Source organism: Paenibacillus sp. JCM 9796 (assembly GCF_055379675.1).
Genome location: NZ_AP043723.1, coordinates 28,672 through 49,481 on the forward strand (window position 1 = coordinate 28,672; position 20,810 = coordinate 49,481).

The window sequence follows — 20,810 nt, forward strand, 5'->3', positions numbered from 1 at the left end:
CATGCCAAAAAACGCATCCGCTTCCGTTGGAAGCGAATGCGTTCATCGTCACGCGTGCCGAACGCGCGGCTTATCCGGCCGAGATGACCCCGCAGGCGACGCGAGCGCCGGCATTGCCCGAAGGCCCCGTTTTGTTATCGTCCGCTTTCTCATGAATGATCAGCGCCGTACCGCCCGCTTTGGATACCGAGTTCGGCTTATCCTTCTCCAGCGTCAGCGACTTGGCTACCACCTCCGCTTTCACGACGCCCTGCTGATCTGCCACAAGGTTCGGCAAATCGCCGGCATGTGGTCCTGATGAGCTTTCCAGCCCATGCGCGTGACCGTCCGGATTGAAATGACCGCCTGCCGTCGTGAAGTCCGGTGCGGCGCATGCGCCGGTTTCATGGACATGAAACCCGTGCTCGCCCGGGGTTAATCCGCTGGCCTCCAGCCGAATCCGCAAGCCTTCGGCGGTTTGGGTCAGCGTCGCCGTGCCGACCGTTGTTCCTTTCGTGCCGATCATATTGATGCTGACCGGCTTGGCTTCTTTCGCCATGACGGCCGTACTGTCGTCCGGCTGCTGTGTCTCATGCCCGTGCCTGGCTTTGGCGTCAGCACCGATCCAAGGCACGGATAAACGTTCGCAGCCGCTGGCGATCAGCATCGTTACGACCGCAATGCACAACCCTAACATCGATTTGTTCATTCTTCATTTCTCCTTAGGTTCCAATGTTCCATCGTTCATTGTTACCGTTTCGGAGGAAGTTTAAACCGTTATCCCTGGCGGGCCGGCTTGAAATCTTTGCGCCGCTGGCCGAGTAGCGTTGCGTACAGGACAAGTACTAAGCCGAGCACCACCGCGAGACATACGAAAATGTTGCTGTAAATCAAGCCGTCCCGCGTCCCGAACAGCGGATTGAACTGAATCGACGGGGCGCCAAGATCCAGCGTTTTGCCGATCAAAGCGGTTGTCGCCGCTCCCGATATAAAGTTCAACATGGAGAACATCCCCATGCCGACGCCTGCCTGCTCCTTCGATAACGTTCGAGATACCGTGTTGGACATGGCGATTTGCATGAACGTTTGGCCTATGCTGCCGAACACGAGAAACAACGTAATCCAGTATGGCGACAATCCCGCAACCGTAGATAAGGCGAGAAAACAAATCAGAAGCAGCAGAGCCGCCGTGTAGACCAGGAATGAATTGCCCTTCTCGTCGGCCAGCTTCCCGCCCCGCCGGCCCATCAAGGCTGAGGCGATCGCCGCCGGAAACATCGCGAAACCGATGACGGCGGGATTCAGGTGGTTCACGTTCGACAACAGCTGCGGCGTCGTATAAGCAATGCCGAACATAAAGCCCGTCGCCAGAAAAGCGATCAGCAGGCTGAACGTATACGATTTGTTCGCGAACAGCGCTGGATCGACGAAAGGCTCGGCAGCGCTGCGGATGCGGACCACGAACAAGACGAACAAGACGGCGCCGATCGCGGCCAGGCTCCAATCGGACAGCGTTACCGCCAGCAGCAGCGCAGCAACCGTACCCGCGAGCAGAAGTCCGCCGACGAAATCGATGGAGCCGACTTGGCCGCGCTCGTCATCCAGATACTTGCGGTAAAACGGCAGCGTCAGCAGCGACAAAATCGACAGGGCGAACAGCAGCCGCCAGCTCGCCAAACTTGTCACGAAGCCGGATACGATCGGCCCGAGTGCGGCTCCCAGCGACAGTCCGATCGCCGTCGTGCCCAGCGCGCGTCCGCGTTTCTCCGGCGCAAAGTAACGTACCGGAATGATCATCGCCGTTGCTGGGATGACGGAGGCTCCCGTCGCTTGGAGGATCCTTCCTGCGATAATCATCCAAAAATGTGTCGCCGCCAATCCCACAATGGAGCCTAACGTAAAAAAGATAAGGCCGAACGTCAGCAAATCTTTCAACCGGTATTTATCGGCCAGCTTGCCGAAGGTGACGGAGCCGATCGCATACACGATCATATAACTGGTAACAATCCAGCTGACTTGCGAAGCCGACAGCTGAAACTGACGGCTGATTTCCGGCAGCACGACATTAAACATCGATGCATTCATCACAGAAATAATTAAGGTGAACACCAAGACACGGAGCAGCTTTTCCCCGGCCTGTTGTTTGGTCAACGCATGATCCATAACAGCGCCTCATTTCGTTTGTTTGATTCCTCGCTTCATAAAGTAAAGATATGAACTTTTTTCGAGTTATAAATCTCATTATCGTTCTTTTTTTATACTTCGTCAAAATAAATGTATATGAAATTTGTGTGAAAATCTTTCACTTTCCGCTGCTTGGACGCTTGACCAACCTGCTTCCTTTGGCTCAATAGCGCACCGGAGCTCCGCTAATACAGGTACACTCGGAACGCGCAGACTGAAAAGAGCAGGTCAAGACGACCTGCTCTTCTCACAGCAACCTGTTTCCTTCCGGAACGTACACTAGCACTTGTTCTTGCAGCTTACTCGTTCCCTTAAGCATCTAAGCATCTCTGCGGCGTTACTTCCGGCGAAACGGATTTCGCCATTCCATCAGCATCGCATAGTTGCGCGACTCGTCATCCTCCAAATAGTTCGAAACAAGCTTCAACGGCGTGCGGCCGCAGCGCAGCAGGAACGTCATGACCGGGTCCTTCAGCTTGCCTTCCATCACCTGCTCCACATAAGCTTCGGCCGTCATCTGATCGGCGACACGTCCGTAACCGGGAATACGCCCGCCCCCGAGCAGCCGTTCCAGCTTCAAATCAACGACCGTTTCGTACATGGACATCATCAGCCATTTGCCTAAACCCAGCTTGCGGTACGCCGGCCGCGCGCAAATATCGACGATGTACAGCGTGTTGCCGTCCGGCTGATGGTTCCGAATATACCCGCCGTCGGTGATTTCCTCCCAGCTATGATCCGGGTCGCCCGGCTCATAGTTGACGAGAAGTCCGGTAATCGAGGCTGCCAGCTCACCGTCGATCTCGACGCATAGCGCCCCTTGCGGAAACAGCCGCACATGATTGGCAAGCTGCTCGCGGTTCCACCACAGCTCCGACGGGAATGGCGGCGGGAAGCTTTCCTGCTGGATACGAATCAGCCCGTCGAAATCGGCTTCCGTGTAAGAGCGAATGACGGCCTTCACCGGACGGTCTTGGTCGAAGACGTACATTTCCTTACGATACAAGGTTAAGCTCACGCTAGTCACACACCTTCCTATTTCCAATCGGTGTACAAGTCCGTTCTCCTGTCGCGCCACGTTGTGACCGAACCTTTTTCCCGCACTTCATACAGCAAGTCCAGATCCAAATCTCCGGTGATCACCATATCGTCGTTGATCTCCCCGACCGTCATGATGCCAGCCGGCGGGAACGGCACATCGTTCGGCGTGATGATCGCAGCTTGCCCGTAATTGCCGCGCATGAAATCAACGGTTGGCAGCGAGCCGACGGTGCCGGTCGTCACGACGTACACCTGGTTCTCGATCGCGCGGGCGTGACACGTATATCGAACCCGGTGAAAGCCGTGCCGGTCGTCCGTGCACGAAGGGCAGAAGATGACATCCGCCCCGCGGGCTTTCGCCATTCGCACGATTTCCGGGAACTCGATATCGTAACAAATGAGCAGCGCGATCCGCCCTTTATCCGTGTCAAATACCTGCAGACCGTCTCCGGCGCCCATGGTCCATTCCTTCACTTCCGTCGGCGTGATGTGCAGCTTCCGCTGCGTCTCGATGCGGCCGTCCGGGTAGAACAAATAAGCCGCGTTGTACAGCTTGCCGTTCTCCTCGATAATATGCGTACCGCCGATCAAATGCATACCCGTGTTCTGGGCCAGCCCGGCGAATAACGCCTCGTAACGCTCAGTGAAACCCGGCAGGGCTGTAATCGGCAGCGCCTGTTCCTTCCTGTCCGGTTGTCCGATCGACAGCAGCTGCGTGGTGAACAGCTCAGGAAACAACACGAAATCGGCATCGAACTCGGCGGCCGTTTTCACATAATGCTCCACCTGGGCGGCAAACTCCTCAAAACTTCCAATCGTATGTAGATGATACTGTACGGCAGATACTCTAAGCTTCATGCGAATGCTCCCTCTCTTCATTAGTAGGTTCTTCCGATGCGGTTTCCTCAATCGGATCGAAAAACAAGATATGCGGCTTCTTCACGCACCAGGTCGTCATGGAGCGCAGGTCTTCGACCTGCACCGTTTTGATTGGTTCGACGAATACGCCATGCATTTTCTCCGTCCACCGGTGCAGCGTCTCCGAATCGACCAAGTAACGTTCGCTTCCATCGGGCAGCTTGTACCGCCTGTTTCCGAGCGGCTCGACCCGGCCCTCGATCCCGATCTTCGACGCCAGCCGCGCGAACAGCAGTCCGCCCGGCTTCAGCACCCGCCACAGCTCCGATACCATTTGTCCATAGTGAGCGTCATTCTCGGCAAAATGCAAGACGGCACAAGCAATGACCACATCGAACGTATCGTTGGCAAAGCTCATTTTCTCAATCGGTTCGATCCGAAACCGATCCTCACTCAGCGTCGGGGCCAGCTCCGACGCCGTTCGCCGCAAGCTTCGGACCGCCTTCTCCGCACGATCCACCCCGTACACGTCATATCCTTCGCGCAGGAAATAGACGAGATTGCGCCCGTCCCCGCATCCGGCATCCAATATGCGCATCCCGGGAGCTATACGGCCTTTCAACAATTGATCGAACAAATAAATATCGATCGGACCAAACTGTTCCCTCGGATTCATGCCCCCAGCTTCACTCGCTTCCCAAACAACCCCTTGTTCGAGTATTATATCATCCAGCGCACCGTAACTCCAAAAATGAAAAAAAACGAACTAACCATGACCGAAAATGTCATAGTTATACGTTATGCTTGGTTTGTACATAATCCAACCACCCCTACCGTTAAGGAGAGATTTCTATGATACCTCAAATTCAAAGCAAACCGTCCCTGTACGTTGTCGGTATTAAACAGACGCACCGCCTGACGGAAGGCGCTCCGATTCCGACCATTGCCGAACAATGGGGCGTCTTCGCGTCGAGACGGCATGAAATTGAAGGCCACGGCCCCGTCACGCTAGGGCTGTCGCTCTGTGCCGATCCCTCTAGGGGAACGATAGATTATGTGGCCGGGGTGCTTGTCTCACGGCTTCCAGACGCCGTTCCGGACGGCCTCGAGGCGTTGGAGCTGGAGCCGCACACGTATGCCGTCTTCACCCATCTCGGACCGGTAGCAGGGCTTGCGGCAACGTACCCGGCCATTTATGCATGGCTCGGGGAGAACGGCGAATATACCCGTGCAGCCGCACCTGAATTCGAATGGTACGACGAGCGTTACACCGGGGTCGATGCCGAGGACAGCGCCTTCGACATTTACGTTCCCGTGTTGAACGTCGGTTAGTCTTTTACGTTATACACACGCATCAGTTCGGACAGCGCCTGCCGAATCAAATGAACGAACTCGGCAGGCCGCTCAACGACGACGTCCGCTCCCAAAGTGAGGAAATACCGGGCAAAATAATCCGCTTCGTTCGGTTCGATGAGCAGCTGCAGCCTGCCTTCTCCGTTCTCGTCCACCTGCAGCTCTTGTTGAAACCACGACTCCCAGCGGCACCGCCGCACCCCGTTCACCGTAAGCTTCGCTTCGATCTTAAGCTTGCTCATGCTCCCGGACGCCGTCCCCTCTCTCCTCTCATCCGGCGGCATGAACCATTGATTGATCGGGAAATCTTGCAGATCGACCGTAGGATGATCCTCGCCCGCCCACACCGCCGACAATACGCGGTCCGCGCGAAACAGCAGGTACTTGCTTTTGAGAAAGCAGTAAGCCGGACAATACCAATATCCGTTGTGTGAATAAACGCCGATCGGTTGAATCGACCGTTCCTTCGCGCCATCGCGCGAATCGTAATGGATGCGCAGCGGACGCTGCTGCAGCGCGGCATCCAGCAACAACTGCAAATAAGGTACGGGGGCCTGACGCTTCGGCGTCCAGAAGATGACCCGCCGCTTCATTTTATCAATCTTCTGTTTCGTGTCGTCGGGCAAGTAATAATAAAATTTAGTAAGCGCCGTCACCGCTTCCTCGCTGAACGGGAGCGCGCCGTAATGCTGCAGCGACTGGTAGGCGAAGAACATCGCCACCGCCTCCTGCTCCGAGAACATGATCGGCGGCAGCAGCCGTTCGTTCAACACCCGGTAGCCGCCGTGCGGACCGTATTCGGCATACAACGGTAAGCCGAGATCGTCCAACACCTGCAAATCCCGCATTATCGTCCGCGAAGAAACTTGAAACTCTTCGGCCAACTCGCGAACCGTAAACTTCCGTTTTTTATTGACGGCAATCATTAACTCGAGCAGTCTCTTGGATTTGGACACCCGGGCGCCTCCATTCACATCGAGCGATTCGTCCCCATCGACGATTCTCTTCATTATACATGATAACTATGACAAGTTCTGTCAGTCTTATCTCAAGAAAGTTAGCGGACTTCCTGAAAATATGTTACAACTGAGAGGAACAAGAACAGCCGCTTGCCTCTTTACGGTTGAAAGGAGTCCTTATGAAATCATTGGTATTAGCCGAGAAGCCGAGCGTCGCCAAGGAGATTGCGCGGGTGCTGGGCTGCGGGCAAAAGCATAAGCATTACTACGAAGGCGCCGGTTACGTTGTCACTTGGGCGCTCGGTCACTTAGTGACGCTAGCAGAGCCGGAGGATTACGATCCGAGCTATAAGGAATGGCGGCTTGAGGATTTGCCGCTCATCCCGAGGCAAATGAAACTGAAAGTGATCCGTGAGACGACGCCTCAATTCAAGGCGATAGCCAGCCTTGCGAAACGCAGCGATCTTGGCCAGCTTATTATAGCTACCGATGCCGGCCGTGAAGGCGAGCTCGTCGCCCGCTGGATCATGGAGCTGGTTCGCTGGAACAAGCCGTTCCAACGGCTTTGGATATCGTCGCAGACGGACAAGGCGATTCGCGACGGCTTCGCGTCGTTGAAGCCGGGTACGGCCTACGATCCGCTGTACCGGTCCGCCGTCTGTCGGGCGGAAGCGGATTGGCTGATCGGCTTAAATCTGACGCGTGCGCTTACCTGCAAGCATAACGCCCAGCTCGCCGCCGGCCGGGTACAGACGCCGACGCTCGCCATGATGATGGAACGCGAGAAGCAAATCAAATCGTTCCAAGCCAAAGATTATTGGCTCCTGCGGGCCGACTTCGGCTCCTTCCAAGCGACATGGCGCAGCTCGGCCCACCCTGACGGCCGATTGTTCGACAAAGCCGCGGCCGAGGCGCTGCTCGCCAAGCTGAACCGCACCCAAGCGGCGCAGGTGAGCCAGCTGAAAATGACGGAGAAGCAGGAGCCTCATCCGCTTGCCTACGACTTGACGGAGCTGCAGCGGGACGCAAATAAACGGTATGGCTTCACGGCGAAGCAGACGTCGAACGTGCTCCAACGTTTGTACGAGCAGCACAAGCTTGTCACCTATCCGCGAACGGATTCCCGCTTCCTTTCCAACGACATCGTACCGACGCTGCCGGGCCGTCTGAAATCGCTTCAGGTACAACCTTACCTCGGCCTGGTCAAGCCGCTGCTGGCGAAGCCTTTACCGGTCACCAAGCGGATCGCCGACGATTCGAAGGTGACCGATCACCATGCGATCATCCCAACCGATGAACGCCCGCAGCTGAACAACTTAAGCGCCGATGAGCGAAAATTGTACGACCTGATCGTCAAACGGTTCATCTCGCTGTTCTACCCGGCTTACCGCTACGATGAAACGGCTGTCGTCATCGAGCTTGGCGGCGAAGCTTTTCATGCGAAGGGGCGCGTCGTCCGCGACAAAGGATGGCGCAGCATGTACGAGGAGGCGGCCTGGTCCCACTCGGCGGATGACGAGGAAAGCGACGACCGGGATGCCGCCGACGGCTCGAACGCGGTCCAGACGCTGCCTGCGCTGCAAAAAGGGATGGCGCTGAACAACGTCCGCCTGTCCTTGCATAAGCAAATGACCAAACCGCCTTCCCGGTATACGGAAGCAGGACTGCTTTCCATCATGGAAAAGCATGGGCTCGGGACGCCGGCCACGCGAGCCGATATTATCGAGAAGCTGTTGTCGACCGATACGATCGAACGGCGGATGAATACGCTGCAGCCGACGGGCAAAGGCGCTCAGCTCATGGAGCTCGTGGTGCCGGAGCTGCGTTCGCCGGAATTGACGGCCGCCTGGGAGCAGGAGCTGCAGCGCATTTCGACCGGTCAAGGGGATGCGCAGTCGTTCATGAACCGCATCCGGAAGCAAACCGAATCGATCGTACGGGATGTCAAAGCGAGCGAGGCCGAGTACAAGCCGCATAACCTCACCAACTCGCGCTGCCCGGAATGCGGAAAGTCGTTGCAGGAAATCAAAGGCAAACACGGCAAAAGGCTCGTCTGCATCGACCGCGAATGCGGCTACAAGCGTGCCGCGGAAGCGCCGTTATCGAATAAACGTTGTCCGCAATGCCGCAAAAAGATGGAAATTCATAACGGCAAAGCGGGGAAGTACGCGCAGTGCCGGCCTTGCAATGTCGTCGAAATGCTGGGGGATGCCCCCGGCGGCCGAGCAGGGAAGCGGCAGCAATCGAAGCTGGCCGAACAGTACAGCGATAAGGTCTCGCTAGGCTCCAGCCTGGAGGAAGCCCTTCGCGCTGCGATGGAGAAGAAAAAGTAAAGCGGAATCGCAGCCAAAAGCCCCGATCGGAATAATCCGTTTCGGGGCTCTTGGTTTAACCCTTATTCAACTCCGGGAGCACTTGCGCTTGAAAATACCGGCGGAGCTGCTCCTTCTCCGACTCCGTAAACTGGTATTCGCAATCCCTGCCCTCATCCTGCGGCGCGATCTCGACAAGCAAACCGTTCGCTGTGCAAACGAGCAGAGCGCCCAGCTCTTCGATTCCTTCCGGGAGGAGCGACGGATCGATAAGGTCGAAGCTGACGTAAATATCGAACCATTGCTCGTTTCGGCGTTCGAGCGTATGGGACAGGTGTACGAATTGTAATTCTTGTATATCCGTGCTGCCGTATGTCAACATGTACCGTTCCCCTTCACTTTTTGTCCGCGAGCAAATCTTCCAGCGCCATCTCGATAACCGGATACAGGTAATGGAAGTTATGTTTCACGGCAACCGACGGAAAAACCTTCTGCCCCTGCAGCAGCAGCATCGACATCTCGCCGAACAGCATCTTCATCATGAACGCGGGGACCGGGAACAAGTAGGGCTTCTTCAGCTTGGACGCCACCGCCCGGCCGAAGGCATCGTTCGTTACGGCCATCGGCGTCGTCGCGTTGACCGGCCCTTCAATCTCTTCATGCTCGATGCAGAAATCGATTAATCGGCACAAATCGTCGATATGGATCCACGATAACGGCTGTCTTCCCGTACCGATCCGCCCGCCCAGGCCGAATTTGAACGGTGCGATCATCTTCGGGAAAGCGCCTCCGTCTTTGCCGAGCACAACGCCTAGCCGCAGCAGCACGACCCGGGTATCCGGAATATGCTCCGCCGCCATCTCCCATTGGTCGACAACGCTCGCCAAGAAATCGTCCTTCTTCCATTCACTCTCTTCGATGAACGTTTCCGAATCGGACGTCCCGTATATGGCTACGCCGGATGCGTTGATCAATACCGGCTTTCGCTCCATCCGCTCGATCCACGATTGCACGCTGGCCACCGAATCGAGCCGCGATTGCAGAATACGGGCCTTCGCCTCTGCCGTCCAGCGCTGATTGATCGTCTCCCCGGCTAAATTGACGATCGCGTCCACGCCTTCAAGGGGCAGCAAGCTCGTCTCGAGCTCCTCCCAAGTCGCATATCGGACGAGCGGATGGTCCGGTTTGCGCTTCTTTCGCGCGACTACGACCACCGACGCCTTCTGCTGAATATAGTATTGGGTCAAGTGACGACCGATAAAACCGGTTCCTCCTGCAATTGCAACTTTCATGTTCATTCCTCCGCATGTGTCCACTACCTTAGGTTGATTTTCATTATATAACAAATGTTACGATTATGGAAAATTAGTGAAGTCTTCAGGCCCGATTACAGGCGGCATTGAGGTTGATTAACCTAATATAGGAAAGTACAATGGATAGTAAGAAGGTTAGTTATCGGAGGTCTGTCGAGTTGGCTTGGAACTTAAACGAAAAAACCGTCGAACCTGTCCATGAGAACGGCCATACTTTGCTGTTTCGGGCTAAGGAACAAGACACAGGCTTCATCCGTTATTTCAAAGCGCTGCGGCCCGGACTGGACTATGATCCGCTCCAGCAAAGATTGCTGCAGGAATACGAGCAAGCGAAACGGCTCGCTGCCGCTGACGTCTGGGTGCCGGAGCAGGCTTACGAATGGAACGGCGCCCCCGCCCTGCTGTTCCAGCCAATCGAAGGACAGCCGCTCTCGGCTTACCTGCAATCAGGCCCTGCCGAGCTGACCCTGTTTCTGAACCTGGCGATCGGCGCCGCCGAGGCGGTCAGCAAGCTGCACCAGACGAAACACCTGCATCTGAACTTAAGTCCGTACGCTTTTTTTGTAGAATCGAATCGAAAAAAATGCAAGCTGACCGATCTGTTCCGGGTCACCCCGATCTCAACGGTACCGGAGGCGCATGTGCTGCCGCAGCCCGTTTATGAAACGAATGCGCTGTTCTATGCAGCGCCTGAGCTTACCGGCCGGATGAACCGGCGGCCGGATTATCGAACAGATTTGTATGCGCTCGGCATCATGTTCTATCGGATGCTGTCCGGCGAGCTGCCGTTCCAGAGCGACGACGTGTTGGAACTGCTCCATATGCAGTTTGCCAAAGAACCAAAGCCGCTCACGGAATATCAAATACCGAAGCCCGTCTCGGACATTGTGCTGAAATGTTTGGCCAAACATCCCGAGCACCGCTACCCGAGCGCGTTCGCCTTGCGCCACGATCTGGAGATCGCGTTGAACAAGCTGCTGACCGATGGCTATCTGGAACCGTATGAAATCGGCAATGAAGGCGTTTCCGATCAATTCGTGATCTCCGAGAAGATATACGGACGCGAAGCCGCTCTTCAAGCGCTGAGCGAGGCTTACGCCCGGGTTCGCAAGGGCGGAATGGAATTCGCGTTCGTGTCCGGCATATCCGGTATTGGCAAGTCCTATTTGATTCATGAATTTCAGAAGCTGATTCAACAACAGAACGGTTTATTCATCTACGGCAAATTCGATCAATTTAAACGCGCTACCCCTTACCACGCCTTGCACGAAGCGGGCAAGCAGCTGCTTCAATACTTATTGACCTTGAACGAAGAAGCGTTTCACAACATGAAACGACGTATTCTGGAGGCAGTCGGCCCTAACGGTCAAGTGCTCATGGAGATGGTTCCGGATCTCGAACGGGTGTTCGGCAAGCTACCTCCGATTACAAAGATGCCTCCGGCAGAAATGTACAACCGGCTCATGATGACGGTGCAGAAGGTGCTATCCGTGTTTACTTCCAGAGAACAGCCGCTCATCCTATTTCTCGACGATTTGCAGTGGGCCGACGCCGCGTCCATTCAATTGATACAGGATATAGGGCTCGGTACGAACAGGAACTACCGCTTGTTTATCGGTTCATTCCGGGATCGCGACGTCGGGGGATCGCATCCGCTCCGTGTCATGATCGATAAGCTGCAGCGGCAGAAGAGCAGCCATACGACGCAAATTCAATTAGAGCCGCTGGATGAACGTCATTTGGAGCAAATGCTGACCGACACCCTGCAGCCTGCGCGGCAACCCGTACGCGCCTTGGCGCAATTGATGATGAAAAAAACGAAGGGCAATCCGTTCTTCACGAAGCAGTTTTTCCGCTCTATTTACGATCAGCAGCTGCTGTGGTTCGACTACTCGGCACGCGCATGGACATGGGACGAAGCGAAGATCCAAGAGCTGCACATGACCGAGAACGTCGTCAATTTTATGATCAACAAAATCGTACGGCTCCCGGAACAGCTGCAGTCTTTGCTCCAGCACGCAGCTTGCATCGGTCATCAGTTCACTTCGGAGACGCTTGCGCTCGTCACCGGACGGATTGCCGAAGAAGTGGAAGAAAGCTTGAAGGATGCGGTCAAAGACGGCCTTATCCACGCGGTCCATACGGGCAGAAACAGTGTAACCCCGGTTACAACGTATAAATTTTTGCATGATCGCGTTTACCAAGCTTTGTACTCCTTGCTTTCAGACTATCGCAAACAGGAAATTCATTTGCAAATCGGTCGTCTATTGGAGCATCATTATGCGGACGCAAGCGCACAAGAAGAGAATACGTTCGAAATCGTGAACCAGCTGAACCTTGGCGCGCCGCTGATCGGATCACGGGAAGAGAAGGAACGGCTGGCTGCCTTAAACTTAAAGGCTTGCCGCAAGGCAAAAGAAAGCTCTGCGTACGATACCGGGCTGAAGTACGCGCTGTGCGGTTATCGGCTGCTTGAATCGGATCACTGGGAGCGGCAGTACGAGCTGGCTTACGCGCTTCAGCTGGAGAAAGCGGAGCTTGAATACTTAAGCGGGCAATTCGAGGAAGCCAAGCATTCGTTCGCGGCCGCCTTATTGCATGCGCGCACCAAACTGGAGAAAGCCGAAGCCTACAACCTGATGATGGTGCTATTCACGAACCTGGGCGAGCACGAGGAAGCGCTGCGGATCGGATTGAAAGGACTGAAGCTGCTCGGGATTCATATCCGCCCGAACACGGGGAAAGCGAGCATTGTTTGGGAGATGCTGAAATCACAGGCGCGTAAAGGCACCCGCAGCATCGACGATTTGATCGACATCCCCGTGATGACCGATCCGAATCACAAGGCGGTTATGCAGTTCCTGGTTAATCTGATTCCGCCTGCGTACTACATAAACTCGGAATTGTACATTTATTTGATGCTTCGCATGTTCAATTATTCGCTGGTGCACGGACATGCGGAAGGCAGTGCGTTCGCTTATACGACTTACGGCGTGATTATGAGTTCGCTGCTCGGCAGACTGAATTCGGGTCTGGCCTATGGACGGCTCGGCGTGAAATTGAGCGATTCATTCAATCATTTGCCTATCAAATGTAAAGTTTACTTCGGCGCAGGGGCCTTCACCAGCCATGTGAAGGAGCATATCGAGACGAACGTCGAACTGCTGCGCAAGGCTTATCAATTCGGGGAAGAATCGGGGGATTTCGTATACGCCGGATATTCGATCACGTTTAGCTTTTTCCTTCGCTTGTTTCGGGGGGATCATCTATCGGACGTGTTCAAAGAGACGGAGCACTACCAAAATTTTATATATAAAGCGCAGGACCGCGATACGATCATGATCCTAACCGTTCTCCAGCGTTACATGCAGAACATGAGAAATCAAGCGTTCTCTCATACATCCGATGAAACAAGATCCGAGCGGTTCATGAGCGCCGAAGAAATCGAGCAGCTTTCCCGGTTCACCAACAATGCAATCATACATACATATTATGTCATGCAGGGGCAAACGTTTTATATGTTCAACCGCCTGGACGAAGCCCGGAAGCTGTTGGAAGAAGCGGAAACGGTACTGTCGACCGTCTTCGGGATGATGCACGTGCATCTGCACCACTTTCATTATGGCATGGTGCTTGCGGGACTTTACGATCAAGCTGCCCCAGCCGAGAGAAAGCGCCTCCGGGATCGAATTCAATTCAGCATCCGGTTTATGGACAAATGGGCCCGGCATTCACCCGATAATTTCTTACATCTGAAACTGCTGCTCGAAGCCGAATGGTACCGGATCACCGACAAGCGAGCGCTCGCGGAAGAAAAATACGATCAAGCGATCCATTATGCGGGTAAAGGCCGCTTCGTCCAGTACGAGGCCATGGCCAGCGAATGTGCAGCCAAGCATTATTTGCAAGCAGGCAAATTGAAAATCGCCCGCTCCTATTTGCTCGAAGCGCGCAGCCTTTACGCCAAATGGGGCGCCGAGCGCAAAGTGACCGATCTCGACGAGAAGTACCCGTACCTGGTAACCCGAGGCCAAGCAGCGGAAGCGAGCATCGACCTCTCGTGCGTCGTGAAAGCGTCGCAGGCGGTATCGAACGAAACCGTTCTTCAACAAATGCTGGACAGCATCATGAGGATCGTACTGGAAAATGCGGGAGCCGAAAAAGGCATGCTCGTGCTGGAGCGCGACCGGAGGTTGTGGATCGATGCGGAGAAAACCGCCAACGCCCCGTTCGCGGCGATGCAAATCATGCCGCTTGAGGACTGCCGAGACGCTGCGGTCACGGTCATTCAATATGCCGCCCGCACCGGCGAGACGGTGCTGCTGCAGGATGCGGTATTATCCGAGCTGTTCTCGAAAGATGCCTACATTCAAACCAAACGGCCGAAATCGATTCTCTGCGTCCCGATCTGCCGATTCAACAAGCTCGTCGGCGCTTTGTACCTGGAGAACAACCTGGCGACGCACGTGTTTCAAGAGGAAAGGGTTGAAACGCTTAAGCTGCTTGCCTCGGAAATCGCCGTCTTGATCGAGAACGCCAAGCTGTACGATTATCTCGAATCCAAGGATTACAAGCTTCAGCTGTTGGAGGAGCAGGAGAAAAACATTCGCCTTCAGCTCGATGAGAAGGAGCGCTGGGCGCAGTCATCCGAGGCGACGATGCTCAATATCCGAAAATCGCAGCATGAGTTGATCAACAACGTCCAAACCGTTCATGCCCTGCTGATGATAAACAAGTACGACTTGGCCAAAGATTACATCTCGGTTTGGTGTAAGGAAATCGTGCAGCAATCCGTCATAGGCTCGGTGAAATTTCCGATCCTCGCGGTCGTGCTCAACCAACTTTCGCTAACATGCGTTTCCAAGAAAATCGACCTGCAGGTAAGCGGTAACCTGGACTGCGCGTTCGATCAGCTGACGCTGCCGATCAATTATTTCTCCAGCGTAATGCACAACCTGTTGAAGAATGCCGTCGAGGCGATCCCGCAGGACGATCTGCTGCGGACTGTCCGGCTGACGATCCAGGAACATGAAGATCACTACCGGTTGACGGTGTATAATACCGGCTCCTACATTTCGGCGGAAGAACGCAACCGCATCTTCGACAAAGGGTTCTCGACCAAATCGGAACAGGCGAACTCCGGACTCGGCCTGCACCTTGCGCACAATTATTTGCAGCATTACGGCGGTTTCATGGAATGCGAATCCACACTTGATCACGGCACGTCTTTCATCGTGTACTTGCCCAAACGGGCAACCGAAGCCGTCGGCCGTGCGGACCGGCTGCCCCTCGACGCCAATTCGTCCTGAATTTCACGACATAAAGCCCGTTCGGGATTTCTATGCGATAGCATAGCTCCCGGAACGGGCTTTACTTTCCACCTGTCTCCTTACCGCGCCGGCTCGGTGACTTGCAGCGCTTTCTCGATAAACCGCAGCGCATCCGTCAGATGTTCGCTGAAATACGACCATTGATGGTCGCCTTCGAACTCCATATACTCATGCGGATAACCGAGCTGATCAAGCAGCGCTTTGAACGCCTGGTTGGCCGGGAACAGAAAGTCCGAACGGCCGCAGTTGAAATGCAGCGCCGGTCTTGCCTCATCCTTCACCCGCCGCCCCGCCAACACGTGCAAATCCAGCTCCTTGGCGTAAGGCCCGTACATTGGCCCCATGATCCGCGGCGTCGTGTCCGAGCGCAGATCCTGCGGAGTCATCAAGGAAACCGACACGAGCGCTCCCGAGATGCTTGCGGCTGCACTGAACACGTCGGGGTTGCGCAGCGCCAGCGCAAAGGCGCCGTAACCGCCCATCGACAGCCCGCACACGGCGCGTTTCGACCGGTCGGCAATCGTGCGGAATTCATGGTCGATGGTCGGGATCAAATCCTGGAGGATGTAATCCTCGAATCGCCCCGTCCCATCATACCAATTGACGTAAAACGTCCCGTGCCCGTACCCGCCGTCGTTCGGCATAACGACTATGCTCTCGCTAAGCTCCCGGGAAGCGATTAACGCATCCAGGGTCGCTTCCGCGTTTCCTTTCACCGTCCAGCTCGTTTCGTCGCCGTGCAGCCCGTGCAATAAATAAACAACGGGGTAACGACGATCCTCATCGAGATGATAACTATCGGGAACATAAACCTGGCACACTTTCCGGGCGAATAACGCTGCAGAAAAAAACGAAAACGGTTGAACGGCCATACGCTCTCTCCTCTACCCGGTGACTAAACTTGCCTTAGTTCAAGACGGCATGAATGTGTTCTTCCGTGATCGCCCAATGGGACGTATTCCATACGGTATCTTTGTTTTTCACGTATAAAATTTGCGGCGAAGCGTGTTTCACGCCGGTATCTTCAGCGATTTGGTTGGACACCGGACGCGATTCGATCACCTTCACCAGCAAGTAATCAACCTCCGGGTTCGGCGTCTTCCCAAGGTATGCTTCATACTCTTGCAGGGCATTGAAGCTCACCGGACAGGCCGTGCTATGTTTCAGAATAACAATTGGCTTGCTGACGCTGGCCGTGAGCACTTGTTCCCACTCTTCGTTCGTCGTAATTTCTTTCCAAGAAGCCATGTTCAGGTTCCTCCGTCTCCTAATGGGTTTATTGAATCGTGAATGGAACGTTAGCTGCGATCCGCATAATAGAAGTGCGTGGCTTCGATGCGGTCCGTCAGCTCGATGATGCCGTATGAGTACTGCGGCTGCCGCCGCTTGTCAGCGGCCGAACCGGGATTGAACAGCAAAGTGCCGCCCCGTCTTTCCAGGAACGGGATGTGCGAATGACCGAAAATGACCACATCGACGGTCGAGTGTCCATGCGTATCGCAGAACGACTGAAAGGCGGTCTCGGGAGTCGAGCGTCCCCCGTCCCCGTGAACGAGTCCGATGCGAAACCCGCCGAGCGCAAGCACCTTTCGCTTGCCGAACCGTCGGATGATCTCCACCCCGTCGTTGTTTCCGGCTACACCGTCCACAGGGGCGATCGATTCGAATAAGGCGACGATCGATTCGTCGATCCAGTCGCCGGCATGCAGGATGCAGTCCACGCCTTGCAGGCCGCGCACGAGCGCTGCCGGAAGTGCCGTCGAGCGGCTGCTTAAATGGGTGTCGGATACGACGCCGATTCGCATGGCACAACCCCTTTCGCCTTTAACAACATTTTACCATAGTTCCCCTCTGCAGGACAAAAGATCAATGCTTTAACCCTGCCATGCGGCGGCAGGTTTTTAACAAACGACAAGCCCGCAGGCAGAAAACCTACGGGCTTGTCGCGCCGCGCAACGAGTGCGAGACTGCTTATTGAGGAGTTCCGGCCTTCTCGAGCGCCTGGCTGGAAATGGTTTCCTTGAACTTGGACATGCAGTGGCAAAGAAAATCTTTGCGGCAAATCGGGCAAGGCTCCTTCAGCAAGCGGTTGATATGAGTCGGCCTTGGTTGACCGGACGCATCCTTTTCATAAATCAAACGGCATACGGTCCTGTCTTTCATTTGAGCAACGATTTCGAACAATCCGTTCTTCGGATTGTGACTGACGATTTTGGCATCGACGACTTGTGGGTTATATGCCATCTTCGCACCCCTTTTCCAAAAAATAATGAGAGGTTACTTATTTGTATTTAGAATCATATCGCTCTTAACGGTCGCCGTCAAGCAGGTTGCCTAGTCCGCCGAGAATGCTCCCCTCTTCTTTACGCCCGCCCGGCCCCGCCGCGCTCATGACGCGGTCGGCCAGACGGCTGAACGGCAGCGATTGAATCCACACCCGTCCCGGTCCGCGCAGCGTTGCGAAGAACAAACCCTCGCCTCCGAATAAAGCGGTTTTGACACCTTTCACGAACTCGATGTCGTAATCGACTTCCTGCGTCATAGCTACCAAACATCCGGTATCGACGCGAATCAGCTCACCCGGCCGCAGCACGCGTTCGCAAATCGCCCCGCCCGCATGCACGAACGCCAGTCCGTCGCCTTCGATCTTCTGCATGATAAAGCCTTCGCCTCCGAAGAAGCCCGTCCCCAGCTTACGCTGAAAATCGATGCCGACTGAGACGCCCTTCGCGGCACACAGGAAGGCGTCCTTCTGACAAATGATTTTATTGCCGAGCTCGGATAAATCCATCGGCATAATACGGCCCGGGTACGGAGAGGCGAAGCTGACCCGCTCTTTCCCGGAACCGCGGTTCGTAAAGAGCGTCATGAACAGGCTCTCACCGGTTAACAACCGCTTGCCCGCGCCGAACAGCTTCCCCATCAGCCCTTTCCCCTGATCGCTGCCGTCGCCGAAAATCGTCTCCATATGGATACTCTGATCCATCATCATTAAGCTGCCCGCCTCGGCAATTACGCTTTCGCCGGGATCGAGCTCAATTTCAACGTATTGCATTTCGGAGCCCACAATTTGATAATCGATTTCATGTGCGTTCATCGGTTCCTCTCCCCTTCTTCATCCTGCTTATATGCATATGTACGAGACGAACAGCTGCGCGTTTCACTTATAACCGGGAAGATCGGACGGATACGAGTTAGGACGTATAGTCGATATGTAATTTTTCTGCGGCTTGTTTAGCCTGTTCTCTCGCTTGGGACGTCGTGTCCGCCGAGCTCAGCGCGACAGCCATCCTTCGGCCGGGCTTCGTCTCCGGTTTGCCGAAGACGCGGACCTGCGTGTTCGGAACCGCCAGCGCTTCCCCGATGCCGCCTATGCGGAAATCCGTGCTGTCGCGATCCGCCTTCAACGTATACGACGCACCCGGCGTCAACAGACGAACCGTCGGAATCGGATAGCCGAGTATCGCCCTTACGTGCAGCGCAAATTCGGACAAGTCCTGCGTCGCCATCGTGACCATACCGGTGTCGTGCGGCCGCGGGCTCACTTCGCTGAAGTACACGCGGTCCGTCGCCAAGAACAGTTCAACGCCGTATAGCCCGTATCCGCCAAGCGCATCGGTGATCGCTTTCGCAATCGCTTGCGACGCTTCGATTTGCGCGGCGGACATCTCATGAGGCTGCCACGATTCGATATAGTCGCCGTCCTTCTGAATATGGCCGATCGGCGAGCAATAAGCCGTGCCGCTGACCGAACGGACCGTCAGCAGCGTAATCTCCGAATCGAACTTGATAAATTCTTCGACGATGACGCGGGTCCGCTTGGCGCGGCCGCCTTCCATCGCATAGTTCCACGACGTCTCGATATCCTCCGGGGTCCGGCAGACGCTCTGTCCTTTGCCGGACGAGCTCATGATCGGCTTGATCACGCAAGGAGTGCCGATCTCGGCAACGGCAGCGCGAAGCTCCTCCAGACTATCGGCGAACGCGTACTTCGCCGTCGGCAGCCCGAGCGTTTCCGCAGCCAGGCGGCGGATGCCTTCACGATCCATCGTCAACCGCGCCGCATTCGCGGTCGGCACGACCCGGTACCCTTCCGACTCGAGCTCGACGAGCGTCGGCGTCGCGATCGCTTCGATCTCCGGCACGATCAGATCCGGCCGCTCCTGCTCGATAATCCGCCGCAGCGCTTCCCCGTCCAGCATATTCACGACGTGCGAGCGGTGCGCGACCTGCATGGCCGGCGCATGCGCATAACGGTCGACGGCGATCGTTTCAACACCGAGACGCTGCGCTTCGAGCACGACCTCCTTGCCCAGCTCGCCCGAGCCGAGCAGCAGCATTTTATGGGCTTGTCCTGATAAAGGGGCTCCGTACATCAATAAATCCTCCTGATGGTTAACTTTTTTAGGCCTATCGCAGTTATACTGTACTTGCCTCATTTTTTCAACCAAAAAATGCATTTGCCGGCTTCCGGTTCCGCTCAAAACGACCGAAACCGTTCTAATGACGCTTTGCATCCGGTTATGACCCCGGAATATGTTACTATTTGTGCAAAAACCCTTCATAAAAATCTTACGAAAGTAAAGGAACTTATGATAAAATAAATAAAGAAGAGGTGAGAACGATGAGTGATCAACCGCAAACGATGTGTCCGAAGTTTGAAGCGGCTTTTGAAATTTTAGGTAAACGCTGGACCGGCTTGATTGTCCGCGCGCTGCTGGTGGGCCCGCGCAGATTTAAAGATATTTCAGAAATGATACCCGGTATGAGCGATAGAATGTTGGCCGAACGGTTTAAAGAGCTCGAGGCCGTAGGCGTTATTAGCCGACACGTCTATCCCGAAACGCCGGTGCGAATCGAGTACCAATTGACGGATAAAGGAAAGGCGCTGCGGCCGGTCATGGAAGCTGTGCAGCAATGGGGAGAAGCATGGTGCTGTAAACAGTAACCATGTTTCTTCCTTCTTCATGTTAGGGGGTACGGCTATTCGCCGTACCCCGTTTCAGCCATATAGGTAACGGGGTAGTAAAATAGGCGGCTTCCGCACCGGGGACAGGTTGTCGTCGCTTGGAGGTCGTCCAACCCGTTCATCCACATGGCAAAAGAAAAAGACGATTCATGGTTGATCGTCCGAATGATATCTTTATGTTGCACGTAGTCGCAATCCCGTGTACTGCAGCAAGCGCGCACTTTATAACAGCTGTTCAAGTCGGACACGTCCTTCCGGGAAGTAGTCAAGCTTCCTTTCTTGGTATGTACGCGATCCTTTCATTTTATGCATGACCGATCAAAGACGAACGATGAGCCGTCACACTTTCGGCGCATCGCTTCCAAGATCAGTTCGTCGAGCTCCATACTTATTTTCACTACAAGCGGATCCGTTAGCGTCAAGCCTTTATCAATCACGAGAATGTTTAGATCATCGATGCATTTTTGAATTTGACATCCCAGCTCGCTGCCTGATATGTTCATGATCGATTC

The 20,810-nt window shown here is 55.0% G+C and carries 19 protein-coding genes; 4 read left to right on the plus strand and 15 right to left on the minus strand.

Annotated elements, in window-relative coordinates; translation table 11 throughout:
• Nucleotides 1–70: 70 nt before the first annotated feature.
• The 5 genes from ACZ439_RS00130 to ACZ439_RS00150 all read right to left on the minus strand — a co-directional run bounded on the left by ACZ439_RS00130 (nt 71) and on the right by ACZ439_RS00150 (nt 4,738).
• Entirely contained in the window at nt 71–688 is a 618-nt protein-coding gene (locus tag ACZ439_RS00130) for a superoxide dismutase family protein (RefSeq protein ID WP_054796461.1), read from the minus strand.
• Between the two features lie 68 nt (nt 689–756).
• On the minus strand, nt 757–2,142 hold the full coding sequence (locus ACZ439_RS00135) for an MFS transporter (protein ID WP_174817560.1): 1,386 nt from the start codon (nt 2,140–2,142) through the stop codon (nt 757–759).
• Between the two features lie 358 nt (nt 2,143–2,500).
• Nucleotides 2,501–3,154, minus strand: coding sequence for a GNAT family N-acetyltransferase (locus ACZ439_RS00140; RefSeq protein ID WP_155614150.1), 654 nt, complete (start codon nt 3,152–3,154; stop codon nt 2,501–2,503).
• Between the two features lie 44 nt (nt 3,155–3,198).
• Nucleotides 3,199–4,062, minus strand: coding sequence for a carbon-nitrogen hydrolase family protein (locus ACZ439_RS00145; RefSeq protein ID WP_372812798.1), 864 nt, complete (start codon nt 4,060–4,062; stop codon nt 3,199–3,201).
• Nucleotides 4,052–4,738 (minus strand): class I SAM-dependent methyltransferase, encoded by a 687-nt coding sequence (locus ACZ439_RS00150; RefSeq protein ID WP_054796459.1) that lies wholly within the window; start codon nt 4,736–4,738, stop codon nt 4,052–4,054. Before ACZ439_RS00150 ends, ACZ439_RS00145 begins: the two co-directional genes overlap by 11 nt.
• A gap of 176 nt (nt 4,739–4,914) precedes the next feature.
• Between ACZ439_RS00150 and ACZ439_RS00155 the strand changes: the two genes are divergently transcribed.
• Nucleotides 4,915–5,394 (plus strand): GyrI-like domain-containing protein, encoded by a 480-nt coding sequence (locus ACZ439_RS00155; RefSeq protein WP_054796458.1) that lies wholly within the window; start codon nt 4,915–4,917, stop codon nt 5,392–5,394.
• Here ACZ439_RS00155 and ACZ439_RS00160 read toward each other — a convergent pair.
• Entirely contained in the window at nt 5,391–6,371 is a 981-nt protein-coding gene (locus ACZ439_RS00160) for a helix-turn-helix transcriptional regulator (RefSeq protein ID WP_127605774.1), read from the minus strand. The two genes, ACZ439_RS00155 and ACZ439_RS00160, sit on opposite strands and share 4 nt — an antisense overlap.
• Before the next feature lie 182 nt (nt 6,372–6,553).
• On the opposite strand from ACZ439_RS00160, the gene ACZ439_RS00165 reads away from it, so the two are divergent.
• The gene (locus ACZ439_RS00165) at nt 6,554–8,707 is read left to right on the plus strand and encodes a DNA topoisomerase III (RefSeq protein WP_464620458.1); all 2,154 of its coding nucleotides are present in this window, start codon (nt 6,554–6,556) and stop codon (nt 8,705–8,707) included.
• 55 nt (nt 8,708–8,762) lie between these two features.
• Here ACZ439_RS00165 and ACZ439_RS00170 read toward each other — a convergent pair whose 3' ends face one another.
• Nucleotides 8,763–9,068 carry a hypothetical protein gene (locus tag ACZ439_RS00170; RefSeq protein ID WP_054796457.1) on the minus strand — a complete coding sequence of 102 codons (306 nt, stop codon included), beginning with the start codon at nt 9,066–9,068 and terminating at the stop codon, nt 8,763–8,765.
• 13 nt (nt 9,069–9,081) lie between these two features.
• Nucleotides 9,082–9,978 (minus strand): TIGR01777 family oxidoreductase, encoded by an 897-nt coding sequence (locus ACZ439_RS00175; protein ID WP_127605768.1) that lies wholly within the window; start codon nt 9,976–9,978, stop codon nt 9,082–9,084.
• A 179-nt stretch (nt 9,979–10,157) separates the two neighbouring features.
• On the opposite strand from ACZ439_RS00175, the gene ACZ439_RS00180 reads away from it, so the two are divergent.
• Nucleotides 10,158–15,308 (plus strand): AAA family ATPase, encoded by a 5,151-nt coding sequence (locus ACZ439_RS00180; RefSeq protein ID WP_464620459.1) that lies wholly within the window; start codon nt 10,158–10,160, stop codon nt 15,306–15,308.
• Between the two features lie 80 nt (nt 15,309–15,388).
• Here the strand turns inward: ACZ439_RS00180 and ACZ439_RS00185 are convergent, their stop codons facing one another.
• The 6 genes from ACZ439_RS00185 to purT all read right to left on the minus strand — a co-directional run bounded on the left by ACZ439_RS00185 (nt 15,389) and on the right by purT (nt 19,705).
• Complete coding sequence (locus tag ACZ439_RS00185; protein WP_127605764.1) at nt 15,389–16,201, minus strand: alpha/beta hydrolase; 813 nt, start codon at nt 16,199–16,201, stop codon at nt 15,389–15,391.
• 34 nt (nt 16,202–16,235) lie between these two features.
• Complete coding sequence (ytxJ, locus tag ACZ439_RS00190; protein WP_054796450.1) at nt 16,236–16,577, minus strand: bacillithiol system redox-active protein YtxJ; 342 nt, start codon at nt 16,575–16,577, stop codon at nt 16,236–16,238.
• Nucleotides 16,578–16,627: 50 nt separating this feature from the next.
• Nucleotides 16,628–17,134: a metallophosphoesterase family protein gene (locus ACZ439_RS00195; protein ID WP_054796449.1), complete on the minus strand. Its 507-nt coding sequence runs from the start codon at nt 17,132–17,134 to the stop codon at nt 16,628–16,630.
• 166 nt (nt 17,135–17,300) lie between these two features.
• A complete protein-coding gene (locus tag ACZ439_RS00200) occupies nt 17,301–17,573 on the minus strand; it encodes a hypothetical protein (RefSeq protein WP_054796448.1) in 273 nt (90 codons plus the stop codon).
• A gap of 64 nt (nt 17,574–17,637) precedes the next feature.
• A complete protein-coding gene (locus tag ACZ439_RS00205) occupies nt 17,638–18,426 on the minus strand; it encodes a TIGR00266 family protein (RefSeq protein WP_054796447.1) in 789 nt (262 codons plus the stop codon).
• A 97-nt stretch (nt 18,427–18,523) separates the two neighbouring features.
• A complete protein-coding gene (gene purT / locus ACZ439_RS00210; protein ID WP_054799414.1) occupies nt 18,524–19,705 on the minus strand; it encodes a formate-dependent phosphoribosylglycinamide formyltransferase in 1,182 nt (393 codons plus the stop codon).
• A 248-nt stretch (nt 19,706–19,953) separates the two neighbouring features.
• Here purT and ACZ439_RS00215 point away from each other — a divergent pair, with 248 nt between their 5' ends.
• On the plus strand, nt 19,954–20,277 hold the full coding sequence (locus ACZ439_RS00215) for a winged helix-turn-helix transcriptional regulator (RefSeq protein WP_054796475.1): 324 nt from the start codon (nt 19,954–19,956) through the stop codon (nt 20,275–20,277).
• A 320-nt stretch (nt 20,278–20,597) separates the two neighbouring features.
• On the opposite strand, the gene ACZ439_RS00220 is transcribed toward ACZ439_RS00215, so the two are convergent.
• Complete coding sequence (locus ACZ439_RS00220) at nt 20,598–20,801, minus strand: aspartyl-phosphate phosphatase Spo0E family protein (protein WP_054799415.1); 204 nt, start codon at nt 20,799–20,801, stop codon at nt 20,598–20,600.
• Between the last annotated feature and the right edge of the window lie 9 nt (nt 20,802–20,810).